This window comes from Nocardioides sp. HB32 (genome assembly GCF_054058995.1).
In genome coordinates this window covers 1,362,982-1,378,259 of record NZ_JBSSBS010000001.1, presented here as the reverse complement: position 1 = coordinate 1,378,259, position 15,278 = coordinate 1,362,982, and the positions used below count along the sequence as shown (strand labels likewise).

19 protein-coding genes are annotated in these 15,278 nt (G+C 71.3%); 2 read left to right on the top strand and 17 right to left on the bottom strand.

The annotated features are described in order from the left end of the window. Window positions 1-16 precede the first annotated feature (16 nt). Genes ACVW2K_RS07030 through ACVW2K_RS07005 form a run of 6 tightly spaced genes read right to left on the bottom strand, consistent with a single transcriptional unit; the run spans window position 17 to window position 4,913 of the window. Complete coding sequence (locus tag ACVW2K_RS07030) at window positions 17-832, bottom strand: bifunctional allantoicase/(S)-ureidoglycine aminohydrolase (RefSeq protein ID WP_457202015.1); 816 nt, start codon at window positions 830-832, stop codon at window positions 17-19. Further along, on the bottom strand, window positions 829-2,133 hold the full coding sequence (allB, locus tag ACVW2K_RS07025; protein ID WP_028636377.1) for an allantoinase AllB: 1,305 nt from the start codon (window positions 2,131-2,133) through the stop codon (window positions 829-831). Before allB ends, ACVW2K_RS07030 begins: the two co-directional genes overlap by 4 nt. Next, complete coding sequence (uraH, locus tag ACVW2K_RS07020) at window positions 2,123-2,431, bottom strand: hydroxyisourate hydrolase (RefSeq protein WP_028636378.1); 309 nt, start codon at window positions 2,429-2,431, stop codon at window positions 2,123-2,125. Before uraH ends, allB begins: the two co-directional genes overlap by 11 nt. Then, on the bottom strand, window positions 2,431-2,910 hold the full coding sequence (gene uraD / locus ACVW2K_RS07015; RefSeq protein ID WP_028636379.1) for a 2-oxo-4-hydroxy-4-carboxy-5-ureidoimidazoline decarboxylase: 480 nt from the start codon (window positions 2,908-2,910) through the stop codon (window positions 2,431-2,433). The genes uraH and uraD overlap by 1 nt, the downstream gene beginning before the upstream one ends. After that, entirely contained in the window at window positions 2,907-3,758 is an 852-nt protein-coding gene (pucL, locus tag ACVW2K_RS07010; RefSeq protein ID WP_036569523.1) for a factor-independent urate hydroxylase, read from the bottom strand. The genes uraD and pucL overlap by 4 nt, the downstream gene beginning before the upstream one ends. Before the next feature lie 3 nt (window positions 3,759-3,761). Further along, window positions 3,762-4,913, bottom strand: a complete 1,152-nt coding sequence (locus ACVW2K_RS07005; protein ID WP_457202014.1) for a DUF6986 family protein — start codon at window positions 4,911-4,913, stop codon at window positions 3,762-3,764. Between the two features lie 42 nt (window positions 4,914-4,955). On the opposite strand from ACVW2K_RS07005, the gene ACVW2K_RS07000 reads away from it, so the two are divergent. Beyond that, window positions 4,956-6,620 carry an FAD-dependent oxidoreductase gene (locus ACVW2K_RS07000; protein ID WP_457202013.1) on the top strand — a complete coding sequence of 555 codons (1,665 nt, stop codon included), beginning with the start codon at window positions 4,956-4,958 and terminating at the stop codon, window positions 6,618-6,620. Here ACVW2K_RS07000 and ACVW2K_RS06995 read toward each other — a convergent pair. Continuing rightward, window positions 6,617-7,501, bottom strand: coding sequence for a PfkB family carbohydrate kinase (locus ACVW2K_RS06995; RefSeq protein WP_457202012.1), 885 nt, complete (start codon window positions 7,499-7,501; stop codon window positions 6,617-6,619). The two genes, ACVW2K_RS07000 and ACVW2K_RS06995, sit on opposite strands and share 4 nt — an antisense overlap. An 18-nt stretch (window positions 7,502-7,519) precedes the next feature. Here ACVW2K_RS06995 and ACVW2K_RS06990 point away from each other — a divergent pair, with 18 nt between their 5' ends. Then, on the top strand, window positions 7,520-7,867 hold the full coding sequence (locus tag ACVW2K_RS06990; protein ID WP_028636383.1) for a GntR family transcriptional regulator: 348 nt from the start codon (window positions 7,520-7,522) through the stop codon (window positions 7,865-7,867). 79 nt (window positions 7,868-7,946) lie between these two features. On the opposite strand, the gene rplQ is transcribed toward ACVW2K_RS06990, so the two are convergent. The 10 genes from rplQ to map all read right to left on the bottom strand — a co-directional run bounded on the left by rplQ (window position 7,947) and on the right by map (window position 15,205). Then, a complete protein-coding gene (gene rplQ / locus ACVW2K_RS06985) occupies window positions 7,947-8,567 on the bottom strand; it encodes a 50S ribosomal protein L17 (protein WP_028636384.1) in 621 nt (206 codons plus the stop codon). Window positions 8,568-8,639: 72 nt separating this feature from the next. Further along, the gene (locus ACVW2K_RS06980; protein WP_284536116.1) at window positions 8,640-9,656 is read right to left on the bottom strand and encodes a DNA-directed RNA polymerase subunit alpha; all 1,017 of its coding nucleotides are present in this window, start codon (window positions 9,654-9,656) and stop codon (window positions 8,640-8,642) included. 103 nt (window positions 9,657-9,759) lie between these two features. Continuing rightward, window positions 9,760-10,368 carry a 30S ribosomal protein S4 gene (rpsD, locus tag ACVW2K_RS06975; RefSeq protein WP_028636386.1) on the bottom strand — a complete coding sequence of 203 codons (609 nt, stop codon included), beginning with the start codon at window positions 10,366-10,368 and terminating at the stop codon, window positions 9,760-9,762. A gap of 30 nt (window positions 10,369-10,398) precedes the next feature. Continuing rightward, complete coding sequence (gene rpsK, locus ACVW2K_RS06970; protein WP_028636387.1) at window positions 10,399-10,806, bottom strand: 30S ribosomal protein S11; 408 nt, start codon at window positions 10,804-10,806, stop codon at window positions 10,399-10,401. Window positions 10,807-10,904: 98 nt separating this feature from the next. Further along, complete coding sequence (gene rpsM / locus ACVW2K_RS06965; protein WP_028636388.1) at window positions 10,905-11,279, bottom strand: 30S ribosomal protein S13; 375 nt, start codon at window positions 11,277-11,279, stop codon at window positions 10,905-10,907. A gap of 237 nt (window positions 11,280-11,516) precedes the next feature. Next, complete coding sequence (gene rpmJ, locus ACVW2K_RS06960) at window positions 11,517-11,630, bottom strand: 50S ribosomal protein L36 (RefSeq protein WP_011757308.1); 114 nt, start codon at window positions 11,628-11,630, stop codon at window positions 11,517-11,519. Window positions 11,631-11,662: 32 nt separating this feature from the next. Then, window positions 11,663-11,884 carry a translation initiation factor IF-1 gene (infA, locus tag ACVW2K_RS06955; protein ID WP_011757309.1) on the bottom strand — a complete coding sequence of 74 codons (222 nt, stop codon included), beginning with the start codon at window positions 11,882-11,884 and terminating at the stop codon, window positions 11,663-11,665. A gap of 237 nt (window positions 11,885-12,121) precedes the next feature. Next, on the bottom strand, window positions 12,122-13,138 hold the full coding sequence (locus ACVW2K_RS06950; RefSeq protein WP_457202011.1) for an LLM class flavin-dependent oxidoreductase: 1,017 nt from the start codon (window positions 13,136-13,138) through the stop codon (window positions 12,122-12,124). Between the two features lie 55 nt (window positions 13,139-13,193). Then, window positions 13,194-14,225 carry a TerC family protein gene (locus ACVW2K_RS06945; RefSeq protein ID WP_051548799.1) on the bottom strand — a complete coding sequence of 344 codons (1,032 nt, stop codon included), beginning with the start codon at window positions 14,223-14,225 and terminating at the stop codon, window positions 13,194-13,196. 143 nt (window positions 14,226-14,368) lie between these two features. Further along, window positions 14,369-15,205 carry a type I methionyl aminopeptidase gene (gene map, locus ACVW2K_RS06940; RefSeq protein ID WP_028636390.1) on the bottom strand — a complete coding sequence of 279 codons (837 nt, stop codon included), beginning with the start codon at window positions 15,203-15,205 and terminating at the stop codon, window positions 14,369-14,371. Between the last annotated feature and the right edge of the window lie 73 nt (window positions 15,206-15,278).

Sequence of the window (15,278 nt, the reverse complement as noted above, 5' to 3'; positions counted from 1 at the left end):
CTGTACGTGACCGGGGTCACATGTGCAGCGATGCGTGCCGGTTGACGTCCTTGTAGAGCAGGTACCGGAAGCGTCCCGGGCCGCCGGCGTAGCAGGCCTGCGGGCAGAACGCGCGCAGCCACATGAAGTCGCCCTCCTGGACCTCGACCCAGTCCTTGTTGAGCAGGTAGACCGCCTTGCCCTCGAGCACGTACAGGCCGTGCTCCATCACGTGCGTCTCCGGGAACGGGATGGCGCCGCCGGGCTCGAAGCTGACGATGTTCACGTGCATGTCGTGGCGCACGTCGTCAGGATCGACGAAGCGCTGGGTCCCCCACGCGCCGTCGGTGCCCGGCATCGGCTGGACCGGCACGTCGCTCTCGTGCGTCACGAAGGCATCCGGTACGGCGACACCGTCGACGCGCTCGTAGGCCTTGCGGATCCAGTGGAACGTCGCATTCGCGTCCGCGTCGTTGCGCAGCGCCCAGTCGGTGCCCGGCGGCAGGAACGCGTAGCCGCCGGACTCCACGCGGTGCAGCACCCCGTCCAGCGTCAGCGAGACGGTGCCGCCGACGACGAACAGCACGCCCTCGGCGCCGGTGTCCAGCTCCGGCGCCGCGCTGCCGCCCCCGGGGGCGACCTCGACGACGTACCAGCTGAACGTCTCGGCGAAGCCCGACAACGGGCGGGCGATCACCCACAGCCGGGTTTCCTCCCAGTGCGGCAGCCGGCTGGCGACGATGTCGCGCATGGTGCCGCGCGGGAGCACGGCGTACGCCTCGGTGAAGACCGCGCGGTCGGTGGTGAGCTCGGTCTGGCCCGGCAGTCCGCCGGTCGGCACGTAGTACGTCATGCGCCCCTCCTCAGCAGCCGGCCGCGCGGGTCGGCCGCCAGGTCGATCGGTGTGCCGCGCAGCCAGGTCTGCCGGACGGTGCCGGTGAGCGTACGCCCGTCGTACGGCGAGACCGGGTTCTTGTGCTGGAGGGCGGAGGCGTCGACGCGGAACGCCTCGTCGGGCGCGAGCACGCAGAAGTCGGCGTCGTACCCGACCGCGATCTCGCCCTTGCCGGCGAGCTCGACCCGGCGTGCGGGCGCCGTGGACATCCAGCCCACCACGTCGGCCAGCCCGTGCCCGCGCTCCCGCGCCGCGGTCCACACCAACGGCAGCGACAGCTGGAGCGATGCGATGCCGCCCCACGCCGCGCCGAAGTCGCCGCGCTTGAGGTCGGCCGTGCAGGGCGAGTGGTCGGACACCACGAAGTCGATCTCGCCGGTGGCCAGCGCCGCCCACAGCCGCTCCCGGTTGGACGCTCTCCGGACCGGCGGGCAGCACTTGAACTCCGTGGCCCCGTCCGGCACGTCCTCGGCCGCGAGGACGAGGTAGTGCGGGCAGGTCTCCACCGAGACGCCGCTCCCGCGCAGCGACGGCAGCGCGTCGGCTGCGCTCAGGTGCACGACGTGGGCGCGGCCGCCCGTCGCGCGTGCGGTGGACACGACCAGCTCGACCGCACTCCGTTCGGCCTCCGGCGGGCGGGAGGTCAGGAACCCCTCGTACGGCAGCCCGGACGCCTCCCGCACCAGGGCACCGTCCTCGGCGTGCACGATCATCAGCGTCCCGAGGCGGGCGGTCTCCGCCATCGCCGCGAGCAGCTGCGAGGGGTCGAGTGGCGGGAACTCCGCGACCCCGGAGTCCAGGAGGAAGCACTTGAAGCCGTACACGCCGGCCTCGTGCAGGGCGGCGAGGTCTCCGACGTTGCCGGGCACCGCGCCGCCCCAGAAGCCGACGTCGACGTGCACCTGGTCGCGCGCGACGTCCTGCTTCACCGCGAGCGCGGCGACGGTCGTCGTCGCCGGGATGCTGTTGAGCGGCATGTCGACGATCGTCGTGACGCCCCCGGCAGCCGCGGCGCGGGTGGCGGTCGCGAAGCCCTCCCACTCGGTGCGGCCGGGCTCGTTGACGTGCACGTGGGTGTCGACCAGGCCGGGCAGCAGCACCTCGTCGTCGGCCAGCACGACGGTGTCCGGCGCCGAGAGCTCGTCGTACGCCGCCACCTCGGCGATCCGGCCGTCCCGGATCCCGATCGCCGCCGCCCGCTCCGCACCACCGACGACCGCGCGCCGGGCCCGGACGACGGTGTGGAGCTCAGCTGCCACGGTAGGTGGAGTAGCCGAACGGGTTGAGGAGCAGCGGCACGTGGTAGTGCTCGTCGCCGCCGACGCGGAACGCGACCGCGACCTCGGGGTAGAACGCGTCGGCGCCCAGGTAGCTGCCGGTGTCGAAGACGAGGGTGTAGTCCCCCGGCGGCAGGTCCGCGGCCAGGCTCGCGACCCGTCCGTCGCCGTCGGTGACGCCCGCTCCGAGGAACGCGCCGCCGGACTCGAGCCGGACGGCGACGCCGGCGGCGGGGCGACCGCGGCTGGTGTCGAGGACGTGCGTGCTCAGGCTGGCCATCAGAGGATCTCTCCCAGTCTCAGCAGGGCGATCTGCCGCAGCTGCTCGACGGTCTCGGCGCGCTCGGTGGCGTCGTCGTTGCCGAGCCGGCGCTCCAGCTCGGCGAGGATCTCGCGGGAGTCGCGGCCCGCCGCGCGGATCAGGAAGACCCGGTCGAACCGCTCCTCGTAGGCGCGGTTCCCGTCCGCCAGCCGCTGCAGCACCTCGGCGTCCGAGTGGTCGACGCCGGACTGCTCGCGCTCGGAGCGCGCCGCGTCGTGGCCGGCGCCGGCGCGCTCGCCGATGCGCGGATGGCGGGCCAGCGCCGCCTCGAGCTCGGCGTCGGTCAGGCTCGCCGCCGACGCGGAGGCCAGCGCCAGCGCGGCATCCCGGTCGCCGTACGGGCGCCCGGCCAGCATCTCGTCGAGCCAGCGGGGCACGTCGAGACAGGCGGTCAGCGCCGCCCGCGCCTCGTCCTCGGTCAGCTCGTCGAACCTCATCGGTCGTCCCGGGTGACGGTGGCCTCGATCAGGCCGTACGGCCGGTCCGCCGCGACGAAGACCTCGCCGGGGTTGTCCAGCCCGAAGGGGCTGAGGTCCACCAGGAAGTGGTGCTTGTTGGGCGCCGCGAACGAGACCTCCGCGATCCCGTCGTGGGCCTCGAGCACCGCGCGGCCCATCGCGTACAGCGTCTCCTGGAGCGCGTGGCTGTACGTGGTCGCGAAGGTCGACGTGATCAGGCCCCGCACCTCGTCGTACGACGCGTCCCAGTCGGCGGGGTCCGTGCGGTGCCGCCAGGTCGCGTCGAGGGAGGTGGCGAGGATGCGGTCGTCGGCCTCGGGAAGCGTCGTGTAGTCGTCGCGCAGGAAGCCCTTGAACTCCGAGCCGGTCGACTTCAGGATCACCAGCCCGCCCAGTCCGGAGGCGACCACCACACCGTCACGGGTGCGGTCGACCACCGCCAGCCGGGTCTCCTGGCCGCGGCGGACGAACGTGTGGTCGTGGCCCTGCCCGTCGACCTCGACCCGGTCCCACGCGTACTCCTCGACCGAGACCCGCGCCCCGCTCGCCACCGGCGTCGCGTCCAGCAGCCGCTCCGACAGCGCGAGCGCGTAGTCCTCGGGCGAGGAGACGCCGTGCTTCCTCGCATACGCGAACGCGGTGTTCTTCTGGGTGTCGGTGGGCAGCACGTCCGACTGGTCGCCGGCCACGTGGGCGGCGGCGAAGTCACCGCGCAGGGAGGTCGAGACGTTGAGGTCCCGGATCTCGTGGCGCGGGGTGTCGCGGATGATCCGGACCACGCGGGACTCCGCCTTGCCGTACTGGTTGGCGCCGAGCACGATCCCCATCGCTCATCCCTCCCCTGTGTCGTCGGCGTCGTCGAACGCCCCGCACGCGCGGCCGCGCCTGAGGAAGTCCGCCAGCGCCCGGTCGGTCGCCGGCTCCTCGAGCCGTGAGCCGGCCGGGCGCCCCGCGCGGTAGAACGCGAAGGTGGCGGCGTACCGGGTCGGCAGCTGGGCGGGGTGCAGGTCCCAGCCCTGGTAGAAGCCGCGCTCGAGCGACCGGCGGACCAGGCGCAGGTGGGTCTCCCAGCCGAGGCGCACGGCGTCCGCGTCGCCGACCGGGAGGATGTTGCTCGACCCGTCCGAGAGCCGGACGCCGGTGCCGGCGGCCGCCGCCTGCATGACCGCCTTCGCGTGGTCGGCCGCTGGGTGGTCGAGCGCCTGATGGGCCGCGGCGATCCCGACGTACGCGCTGTAGTCGTAGGTGCCGTAGTGCAGGCCGGTGCACCGTCCGTCGGCCGCGTGGATCATCCGGGCGACCAGGGCGGTCCCGTCCGTGCCGAGGATCGACTGCGGGGTCTCCACCTGGATCTCGAAGCGCAGGCTGCCGGGCTCGAGGGCGAGCGCGGTCTCGAGGTGCCCGGCGGCGTGGACCATCGCCTCGACCTGGTCGACCGAGGTCACCTTCGGCAGCGTCACGACGAAGCCCGGGGGGAGCGGACCGCCGCCGGTCAGGGCCTCGACGAAGCCCGCCAGCGTGCGCAGGCCGCGGTGCCGGGTCGGCCGCTCCAGGCTCTTGAACCGGATGCCGTACGACGGCGGCGCGGTGCCCGCCGCGATCGCGGTCCGGAGCGCCGTCGCGGCGGCGCCGACGGCGGCGTCCTCCTCGTCGTCGGGCCGCGTGCCGTAGCCGTCCTCGAAGTCGATCCGGAGGTCGTCGACCGGCCGGGTCCGCAGTCGCCAGCGAACCCGTTCCAGCAGGCGGCGGTCGTCGCCGATCAGCTCGAGGAAGAGGTCCTCGTGCTCCGCGAGCGTGGCGAGTGCCTGCTCGCCGTACGACACCGCCGTGCTGGCGTCGAACCGGTCGGCCGGCACGTAGACGGTGTGCACCGGCTGCGGCTCCCCGGTGCCGCCGGGGTAGCAGCGGGCGAGCTCGGCGTCCGCCCGCTCGAGCCGGGCGTCGAGCTCGTCGGTGAGCCGCGCGAGCTCCAGGGGCGCCATGAGCGCACCCTAGTCCGTTGCGCTGCTGCCTAGGCTGATGTCGTGAGCACCCCCGCGATCGTGCTGATCGGCGCCGAGCACCCCCACGACCTGCGCGGCGCGTTCGGCCGCTACGAGCAGGAGTACGACGTCCGGCTCGCGCGGTCCTGCAAGGAAGCCCTGCTGGAGACCCACGACGTCCTGAGCTCCGGCGGGACGGTGGCGATGTACGTCTCCGAGTCGGCGGTCCCCGACGCGGAGACCGTCCTGCACGCCTTCCACAAGCTGCGGGAGAAGGTGCCGACCGCCCGCCGGGTGATCGCGGCGCACTGGGACCGTTTCCTCACCGACGCCCCCGGACTCCGGCCGGGCATGGCGACGGGCAAGTACGACGCGTTCCTGCTGATGCCCCGCGGCGTGCGCGACGAGGAGTTCCACAACGCGATCACCGACCTGCTCTCGGACTGGGGCTCGACGGTCCCCGACCCCGAGGTCGTGTCGGTCAAGATCGTCTCGCCGGTCCACGACGGGCTCACGCTCGCGATCCGCGACTTCCTCGACCGGATGGGCATGCCGAGCGCGGTGTACCCGCCCGACTCCGGCGGTGGCCGCTACGTGCTGGGGATGTGGGAGGGCGAGCCGGCGTACCCGCTCGTGTTCGCCCTCAACCGGCCGGTGGTGGCGGCGACCTCGGTCCGCGACGTCGCGATCGCGCTGTACGGCGCCCCGACCGAGCTCGACCTCGACCACGTCGTCGACGTCGCGGTCGTCGGTGGCGGCCCGGCCGGCCTCGCGGCCGCGGTGTACGCCGCGTCCGAGGGCCTCTCGACGGTGATCCTGGAGGCCGAGGCGATCGGTGGCCAGGCCGGCACCAGCTCGATGATCCGCAACTACCTCGGCTTCCCGCGCGGCATCTCGGGCATGCGGCTGGCGCAGCGGGCCCGCAACCAGGCGCTGCGCTTCGGCGCCCGGTTCTTCACCGGCCAGGTCGTCGACGAGCTCCGGCCCGGCCACGACCGCGAGCCGCACGTCCTCTGCACCGAGTCCGGCGAGGTCCGCGCCCGGTCGGTGGTGATCGCGAGCGGTGTCGCGTACCGCAAGCTGCGCGTCGACCCGATCGAGGAGCTGGTCGGGATGGGCGTCTACTACGGCGCGGCGATGACCGCGGCCCGCGAGATGGAGGGCCAGGACGTCTTCGTGGTCGGCGGCGGCAACTCGGCCGGGCAGGCCGCGATGCACCTGGCCCGCTTCGCCCGCTCGGTCACGATCCTGGTCCGCCGGCCGGCGCTGGCGGAGACCATGTCGGCGTACCTGGTCGGCGAGATCACCTACAACAGCCGGATCTCGGTCCGCACCTGCACGGCCGTGGTCGACGGTGGCGGCGACGGGCGGCTCGAGTGGCTCCAGCTCGAGGACGTCAGGACCGGCGAGCGCGAGCGGGTCGCGGCGTACGGGCTGTTCCTCCTGCTCGGCGCCGAGCCGCACTGCGACTGGATCCCGCCCGGCATCGCCCGCGACCCGCGCGGCTTCGTGCTCACCGGCCGCGACGTGCCGCGCGAGCACTGGGCCGACGGGCTGCCGCCGGCGGAGCTGGCCACCACCGTGCCGGGCGTGTTCTGCGCCGGCGACGTCCGCGCGGGCTCGATGAAGCGGGTGGCGTCCGCGAGCGGCGAGGGCGCGTCCGTCGTACCTCTCGTGCACGCGTGGCTGTCGCCCGAGCCCAGCTAGAGCTCACTCCGGTACGGCGGGTCCGCGCCGGGTCGTGACACGGTCACGGCCGCGGCGCGGGCGGCGTGCGCGAGGACCTCCTCGATCTCGGCGGTGCCGAGCCCGGCCGGCGACCGGTCCCACAGCGCATCGATGACCGCCGCGCCGAAGGTGTCGCCGGCGCCGATCGTGTCCGCGACCTCGACCGGGAGCGACGCGACCTCCACCGTCCGGTCCGCGCCCACCCAGGTCGCGCCCTCGCCACCGCGAGTCACCACGACGGCCAACGGGCCGAGCGCGAGCAGGTGCCGCGCCGCTGTCTCGATGTCGAGCTGCGGGTACAGCGCCGCCAGGTCCTCGTCGGAGGCCTTCACCAGGTCGGCGACGGCGGCCATCCGCTCGACCCGCCCGACCAGGTCGGGCCCGGTGCCGGTGATCGCGGGCCGGGCGTTGACGTCGTAGCTGATCGTCGACCTCCCGTGCAGCCCGGTCAGCAGGGCCAGCACCTGGCTGGCGCCGGGTTCGAGCACGGCGCCGATCGAGCAGACGTGCACCGCGACCGGCTGCCCGGGCTCGACCTCCCCGATCCGCCAGTCCAGGTCGAACTCGTACGACGCCGCGCCGTCGGCACCGATCGTGGCCGCGGCGGTCGCGGTCCGGTCCAGGACCAGCGGGTCGCCCGCGAGCTCCACGCCCGCCCCCGCCAGGTGGTCGGCCAGCAACCGGCCACGGGGGTCGTCGGCCCAGGCGGTCACGAAGCGCACCTCCCGCCCGAGCCGGCTCAGCGCCACCGCGACGTTCGCGGCGCTGCCGCCGGCGTACTCCGTGGTCGACCCGTCGGCCGCGTGCACGATGTCCACCAGGGACTCCCCCACCACCAGCACGTCACGGTCCATGGGCATGTCTCTACCATGCGGGACATGCAGGTCTTCGCGCTCGACGACGCCTCGGGCGTCCCGCCGTACGAGCAGCTGCGGGTCCAGGTCGCCTCGCGCGCGGCGTCCGGCGAGCTCCCGGCCGGCACCCGGCTGCCGACGGTCCGCGCGCTGGCCGCGGAGCTGCACCTGGCCGTGAACACCGTCGCCAAGGCCTACCGGGCCCTCGAGACCGACGGCGTGATCACCACCGAGGGCCGCCGCGGCACCTTCATCGCCTCCGCGCACGACTCCGCCGCAGCACACGACGCCGCGGCGACGTACGCCGCCCTCGCCCGCCACCAGGGCCTCACCCTCCCCGAGGCCCTGAACCTCGTCGAGCGGAGCTGGTGACCGGTCCCCCGGTCGAAATGACACCGGCCCGCCAGAGCAGGTGCTCTGACGGGCCGGTGGGTGAGTACGGCGAGAGGGCTCAGGCCTTCTCGTCCTCCTCGGTGCTCTCCTCGACTGCCGGGGCCTCGTCCGCGACGGGCTCCTCCTCGGCGACGACGCTCTCCTCGGGCGACGCCTCCTCGGTGAGCTCGGTCGGAGCGTCGGCCGCGGTGTCCTCGGCGACGGTCTCGTCGACCACGGTGTCCTCGACGAGGGCGTCCTCGGCGACGGTCGACGTGGCGGTCTCGGCCGGAGCCGGGGCAGCCTCCGCGGTCTTCTTCGCCTTCGGGGCCGACGGCTTGTACGCCTCGGTCACCAGCTCGATCACGGCCATCGGCGCGTTGTCGCCCTTGCGGGGACCGATCTTGGTGATCCGGGTGTAGCCACCGGGACGCTCTGAGAACGTCGGCGCGATGTCCGTGAAGAGCGTGTGCACGACCGACTTGTCGCGGATGGTCTTGAGGACCTCGCGACGGTTGTGCAGGTCGCCCTTCTTCGCCTTGGTGATCAGCTTCTCGGCGTGCGGGCGCAGCGCGCGAGCCTTGGCCTCGGTCGTGGTGATCCGGCCGTGCTCGAAGAGCTGGGTGGCCAGGTTAGCGAGGATCAGGCGCTGGTGGGACGGGCTACCGCCGAGGCGGGGACCCTTGGTGGGCTTGGGCATTGCGTCTCTCTCATCTCTCCGGCCGTGTCAGGTACCGGGGTAGACGACCCGCGGGTGCGGGTCGATTTGGGATCAGTACTGCTCGTCCTCGACGAAGGCGTCGTCGTCGTCATCGCCGTACGCCGCGAGCGCGGCGTGCGGGTCGAAGCCGGGCGCGCTGTCCTTGAGGGACAGGCCCATCTCGACCAGCTTGGCCTTGACCTCGTCGATCGACTTCGCACCGAAGTTGCGGATGTCGAGCAGGTCCTGCTCCGAGCGGCTGATGAGCTCACCCACGGTGTGGATGCCCTCGCGCTTGAGGCAGTTGTAGGAGCGGACGGTGAGCTGCAGGTCCTCGACCGGGAGGGCGAGGTCGGCCGCGAGCTGCTCGTCGACGGGCGACGGACCGATGTCGATGCCCTCGGCCTCGACGTTGAGCTCACGGGCCAGGCCGAACAGCTCGACCAGGGTCTTGCCGGCAGAGGCGATCGCGTCGCGGGGCCGGATCGACGGCTTGGTCTCGACGTCGATGACCAGCTTGTCGAAGTCCGTGCGCTGCTCGACACGGGTGGCCTCGACCTTGTAGGTGACCTTGAGGACCGGGCTGTAGATCGAGTCGACCGGCATCCGGCCGATCTCGTTGTCCGCGCCCTTGTTCTGGACGGCGGACACGTAGCCGCGGCCACGCTCCACGACCAGCTCCATCTCCAGCTTGCCCTTGTCGGACAGGGTGGCGATCTTCAGGTCGGGGTTGTGGACCTCGACACCGGCCGGCGGCGCGATGTCCGCGGCGGTGACGTCACCGGCACCGGACTTGCGCAGGTACATGGTGACCGGCTCGTCGTGCTCCGAGGAGACGACCAGGCCCTTCAGGTTGAGGATGACCTCGGTGACGTCCTCCTTGACGCCCTCGATGGTCGAGAACTCGTGGAGGACGTTGTCGATCTTGATGCTCGTGACCGAGGCACCGGGGATCGAGCTGAGCAGGGTACGGCGGAGCGAGTTGCCCAGCGTGTAGCCGAAGCCGGGCTCCAGCGGCTCGATCACGAACCGCGAGCGGAACTCGTCGACGGACTCTTCCGACAGGGTGGGGCGCTGTGCGATGAGCACTTGTTCTTTCCTTTCCGGACCCACCCGCTATTTGACGGGCCCGAACATGCTGACGACGGAAGGTGGGTGGGGGTGCCCCGCCGAGTCGGGACACCCTCCTGTGTCACTTCTTCGAGTAGTACTCGACGATGAGCTGCTCCTGGACCGGGAGGTCGATCTGGGCCCGGACCGGGAGCTGGTGGACGAGGATGCGCATCCGCGACGGGATGGCCTCGAGCCATGCCGGGACGACGCGCTCGCCGTGGGTCTCGCGAGCCACGATGAACGGGGTCATCTCCAGCGACTTCTCACGCACGTCGATCACGTCGTGAGCGGCGACCTGGTACGACGGGATGTCGACCTTCTTGCCGTTCACCTTGAAGTGACCGTGCACGACGAGCTGGCGGGCGTGGCGACGGGTCCGGGCGAAGCCGGCGCGGTACACCACGTTGTCGAGGCGGCACTCCAGCAGCTGGAGCAGGTTGTCGCCGGTCTTGCCGGAGCGACGCGAGGCCTCGGTGTAGTAGTTGTGGAACTGCTTCTCCATCACACCGTAGGTGAAGCGCGCCTTCTGCTTCTCACGAAGCTGGAGGAGGTACTCGCTCTCCTTGATGCGGCCGCGGCCGTGCTGGCCGGGGGGGTACGGGCGACGCTCGTAGGACGAGTCGCCACCGACGAGGTCGACGCCGAGACGGCGCGACTTCCGGGTCATGGGGCCGATGTAACGGGCCATTTCTACAAGTCTCCTGTTCTCGGTCGCGGGTCAGACGCGGCGACGCTTGGGCGGGCGGCAGCCGTTGTGGGGCGTGGGCGTGACGTCCTGGATGGTGCCGACCTCGAGGCCGATCGCACCCAGGGATCGGATCGCCGTCTCGCGGCCCGAGCCCGGGCCCTTCACGAAGACGTCGATCTTCTTCATGCCGTGCTCCATCGCCCGGCGGCCCGCGGCCTCCGCGGCCATCTGCGCTGCGAACGGGGTGGACTTGCGGGAGCCCTTGAAGCCGACGGTGCCGGCCGAGGCCCACGAGATCACCGCACCGGTCGGGTCGGTGATCGTGACGATCGTGTTGTTGAACGTGCTCTTGATGTGGGCTTCGCCCGTCGCGACGTTCTTCTTCTCCTTGCGGCGCACCTTCTTGGCGCCGGCCGCGGTGCGGCTCTTGGGAGGCATGCAGTTATCTCCTGAAGTAGCTGGTCTGGTGGTTGATCAGACGGCGTTCGGTGGTCGAGTAGCAGTTCGCGAGGTACGAGCGAACGGCGTATCGAGACCTACTTGGCCTTCTTCTTGCCGGCAACCGTGCGCTTCGGACCCTTGCGGGTGCGAGCGTTGGTCTTGGTGCGCTGACCGCGGACCGGGAGGCCCTGGCGGTGACGGCGACCCTGGTAGCTGCCGATCTCGATCTTGCGACGGATGTCGGCCTGGACCTCACGACGGAGGTCACCCTCGATCTTGAAGTTGCCCTCGATCTCGTCACGGAGCTTGACCAGCTCTTCGTCACCCAGCTGGTGGACGCGCAGGTCCGGGTTCACACCGGTGGCCTGCAGGACCTGCTGGGCGCGAGTACGGCCGATGCCGTAGATGTAGGTGAGTGCGATCTCGATGCGCTTGTCGCGCGGGAGGTCGACACCAACGAGGCGTGCCATGTGGCGGTTTCCAATCGGTTGTTCGCAGCGGTTTCGGTCGTGTCGCGCCCCGGCCTCGTGTGTCCGGGCTCCGGCCGTCTGCTCCGGAGGTGTTTCGCACCGTCGTACGACGGGCTAGCGATCACGTTGTGGTGTTCAGTTGTGCTGTTCAAACATGTGTGACCCCGCTTGGCGGGCTCACACGGCGCGCTCCCCTTCGAGCATCCCTGACTTCGTCAGGTCTGCCCTCGTGGAGCTTCAGCCCTGGCGCTGCTTGTGGCGCGGGTTCTCGCAGATCACCATGACGCGGCCGTGGCGACGGATCACCTTGCACTTGTCACAGATCGGCTTGACGCTCGGCTTGACCTTCACTGTCAGGCCCTTTCGTTCGGCTGCGGATGTGCTTACTTGTAGCGGTAGACGATCCGACCTCGGGTGAGGTCGTACGGCGAGAGCTCCACCACCACGCGGTCCTCGGGGAGGATCCGGATGTAGTGCTGGCGCATCTTGCCGCTGATGTGGGCGAGAACCTTGTGACCGTTGCTCAGCTCGACGCGGAACATGGCATTCGGAAGGGCCTCCACGACGGTGCCCTCGATCTCGATCACGCCTTCTTTCTTCGGCATGTCCTCCACAATCTGTTGATCGGTTGTCTACCGTGACCCGGGAACCTCCGCCCCCTGGTGGGACGGTGGACCTCGTGAAGCCGCCAGTGGACCTCATCCCCGGGCACGCGGACGAGCCACTCCGAGGAGTGATTCGGTCGGTGTTCCGGGCAGCCGCGAGGCACCACGAAGCAGACCCACGTTGGGCCGACATGCCAGTCTAGTCGCAAACGGCGGCGAAACTCTAATCCGCCGGGGTCACGCCAGCAGGCGCAGCGTCTGCTCGCGAGCGGGGCTCGCACCCGGCTCGGTCCCGGTGAACGCACCGGCCACCGGGTGCACCATCACCTCGTCGACGCCGTACGTCGCGGCGAGCTCCTCGATCCGGGCCCGTGCGCGGTCGGGGGCTCCGATCACCCAGCGCTCGGCCATCGTCTCGAGCAGCTCGAGGTGCGCCTGCGGGAGCTCGACCTTCTCGGCCTCCTCCACGAGGCGCTGCGGGAGCAGCTCCTGGCCGGTGCGCAGGGCCAGCATGGCCTGGAGCTGGGGCAGCGCGAGCCGGGCCGCCTCCTCCTCGGTCTCCGCGACCACGGCGTTCACGGTCAGGAAGGTCTGCGGCTGCGCCAGCTCCGGCGACGGCCGGAAGCTGTCGCGGTAGAGCGCGAGCGCCTCGGCCGTGCCGCTGCCGGAGAAGTGGTGCGCGAAGACGTACGGCATCCCCTTCTCCGCGGCGAGCCGCGCCGAGTAGTCGGAGGAGCCGAGCAGCCAGATCGCGGGCACGGACGTCGCGCGCGGCGTCGCGCGCAGCGGGTAGGTCCGCCCCTGGATGCCGAGCCCGACGCCCGAGGGCTCCATCATCGCGAGCACGTTGTCGACGTACTCGGGGAACCGGTTGACCGCCTCGTCGCTCACGCCGCCGGCGCCGTGGCGGAGCGCGTACGACGTGACCGGGTCGCTGCCGGGGGCCCGGCCGATGCCGAGGTCGATCCGGCCCGGGAACGCCGCCTCGAGCAGCGCGAACTGCTCGGCGACCACCAGCGGGGCGTGGTTCGGCAGCATCACGCCCCCCGAGCCGACCCGGATGCCGGACGTGGCACCGGCCACCAGCCCGATCAGCACCGGCGGGTTCGTCGCGGCGACCGCGGGCATGTTGTGGTGCTCGGCCAGCCAGTAGCGGCGGTACCCGAGGTCGTCGGCCGTCCGCGCCAGCGACAGCGTCGCCGCGACCGCGTCGGCCGTGGTCTGGTCGCTGCGGACCGGGACCAGGTCGAGCACGGACAGGACAGGACGGCGTTCGCTCACTCCTGGGCAACCGCGGCGGGAGGGCCTGCTATTCCGGCCCGGCCTCGTCCGGCGACCGCAGCGAGCTGGTGCGCTCGGCGATCTCGTCGGCCGACATGTTCCGCGACCGGGCCAGGCTGGCGATCGCCGTGACGGCCAGGGTCACCACGATCACGCCGAGGCTGGCCAGCGCGGAGATCTCGGGCACGTCGAGGGGCTCGCCCCCGTTGATGAACGGCAGCTCGTTGGTGTGCAGCGCGTGCAGGACCAGCTTCACCCCGATGAACGCGAGCACGAACGCGAGCCCCAGCGACAGGTAGATGAGCCGCTTCAGCAGTCCGCCGAGGAGGAAGTAGAGCTGGCGCAGGCCCATCAGCGCGAAGACGTTCGCGGTGAACACCAGGTAGGGCTCCTGGGTGATGCCGAAGATCGCCGGGATCGAGTCGAGCGCGAACAGCAGGTCGGTGGTGCCCAGCGCGATGATCACGATCAGCATCGGCGACACGAAGCGGGCGCCGTCGACCCGGTAGAACAGCTTGAGCCCGCGGTACTCCTCGCCGACGTTGAGGTGGCGCTGGGCGAACCTCACCACCCGGTTGTTCTCCGGGTGCTCGTCCTCGTGGCTGCGGTAGCTCCGCACCAGGGTGACAGCCGTGTAGACCAGGAACGCGCCGAACACGTAGAACACCCACGCGAAGTTCTCGATCAGCTGGTAGCCGAGCGCGATGAAGATGCCGCGGAAGACCAGCGCCAGGATGATGCCCACCATCAGGGCCTCCTGCTGGTACTCGCGGGGCACCCGCAGCGCGGCCATCAGCACGATGAACACGAACAGGTTGTCGATGGACAGCGAGTACTCGGTCAGCCAGCCGGCGTAGAACTGCACCCCGAGGTCGTGGCCGTGGGAGATCCAGATCCAGGCGCCGAACACGACGGCGGCGCCGATGTAGACGCTGAGCGCGACGATGCACTCGCGGAACGACGGCTCGTGCGGATCGCGGGCGATGACGACGACGTCGAACAGCAGCACCGCGCAGGTGACGCCGATCGTGACGGCCCATTCGATGGTGGAGATCTCCACGGTTGTGCTCCTGAGGCAGGGGACGAGTGAACGTCAGGAGTCTCTTCCGCCGTCAGCCGACGACCCACGGACCCGGAGCATGCTCGTGTTGACGAGTCCGCAGCGAAGGAATACTCCCCCCTGCGGTACCCATCCTGACACAGCTAACCGCGGCCGCCGTACTCGACGCCCAGCGCGGACAGCGCCGCCTCGCCCCCGTCGAGGGCCGTCAGCACCCAGGTGCCGGTGCTGGTCAGCGTGAAGGTGTGCTCGAAGTGGGCGGCCCAGCTGCCGTCGTCGGTGACCACGGTCCAGTCGTCCTCGAGGAGCGTGGTCTCCTTGGTGCCGAGGGTGACCATCGGCTCCACGGCGAGCGCCAGGCCCTCGACCAGCTTCGGTCCCCTGCCGGGCCGGCCGTAGTTGGGCACGTTCGGCGGCTGGTGCATGGCCGTGCCGATGCCGTGGCCCGTGTAGTCCTCGAGGATGCCGTAGCGGCCCTGGCCGCGGACGTGGCGCTCGACGGCGTGGGAGATGTCGGTGACCCGGCCGCCGAGGTGCGCGGCCGCGATGCCGCGCCACATGGCCTCCTCGGTGACCCGCATCAGCTCGGTCACCTCGGCGGGCACCGCTCCGATCGCGACGGTGATCGCCGCGTCGCCGTGCCAGCCCTGGCCGGCGTCGTCGGCGACGATCGCACCGCAGTCGATCGAGATCACGTCGCCGTCGGCCAGCACCCGGCCGCCCGGGATGCCGTGCACGACCTCGTCGTTGACCGACGCGCAGATGGAGGCGGGGAAGCCGTGGTAGCCCTGGAAGGACGGGACCGCTCCGGACGAGCGGATGTTGTCCTCCGCGAGGGCGTCCAGCTCGGCGGTCGTGACACCGGCGCGGACCTGGCCGCGCAGCAGCTCGAGCGTCCGGCCGACCACGAGACCGGCCCGTCGCATCGCGTCGATCTGCTCCGGCGTCTTGATCTCGACACCACGGTCGAAGAGGGTCATCGCTGCCTCACCTCCCCCCTGGGTCTGGGCACGCCCGCCGCGGCTCGCTCGACCACCATCGGCGGGTCCGCCC

Coding starts and splice junctions, on each gene's coding strand:
- ACVW2K_RS07030 (WP_457202015.1), bottom strand. CDS start 832: ATGACGTACTACGTGCCGACCGGCGGACTGCCGGGCCAGACCGAGCTC.
- uraH (WP_028636378.1), bottom strand. CDS start 2,431: ATGGCCAGCCTGAGCACGCACGTCCTCGACACCAGCCGCGGTCGCCCC.
- uraD (WP_028636379.1), bottom strand. CDS start 2,910: ATGAGGTTCGACGAGCTGACCGAGGACGAGGCGCGGGCGGCGCTGACC.
- pucL (WP_036569523.1), bottom strand. CDS start 3,758: ATGGGGATCGTGCTCGGCGCCAACCAGTACGGCAAGGCGGAGTCCCGC.
- ACVW2K_RS07005 (WP_457202014.1), bottom strand. CDS start 4,913: ATGGCGCCCCTGGAGCTCGCGCGGCTCACCGACGAGCTCGACGCCCGG.
- ACVW2K_RS06995 (WP_457202012.1), bottom strand. CDS start 7,501: ATGCCCATGGACCGTGACGTGCTGGTGGTGGGGGAGTCCCTGGTGGAC.
- ACVW2K_RS06990 (WP_028636383.1), top strand. CDS start 7,520: ATGCAGGTCTTCGCGCTCGACGACGCCTCGGGCGTCCCGCCGTACGAG.
- rplQ (WP_028636384.1), bottom strand. CDS start 8,567: ATGCCCAAGCCCACCAAGGGTCCCCGCCTCGGCGGTAGCCCGTCCCAC.
- rpsD (WP_028636386.1), bottom strand. CDS start 10,368: ATGGCCCGTTACATCGGCCCCATGACCCGGAAGTCGCGCCGTCTCGGC.
- rpsK (WP_028636387.1), bottom strand. CDS start 10,806: ATGCCTCCCAAGAGCCGCACCGCGGCCGGCGCCAAGAAGGTGCGCCGC.
- rpsM (WP_028636388.1), bottom strand. CDS start 11,279: ATGGCACGCCTCGTTGGTGTCGACCTCCCGCGCGACAAGCGCATCGAG.
- infA (WP_011757309.1), bottom strand. CDS start 11,884: ATGCCGAAGAAAGAAGGCGTGATCGAGATCGAGGGCACCGTCGTGGAG.
- map (WP_028636390.1), bottom strand. CDS start 15,205: ATGACCCTCTTCGACCGTGGTGTCGAGATCAAGACGCCGGAGCAGATC.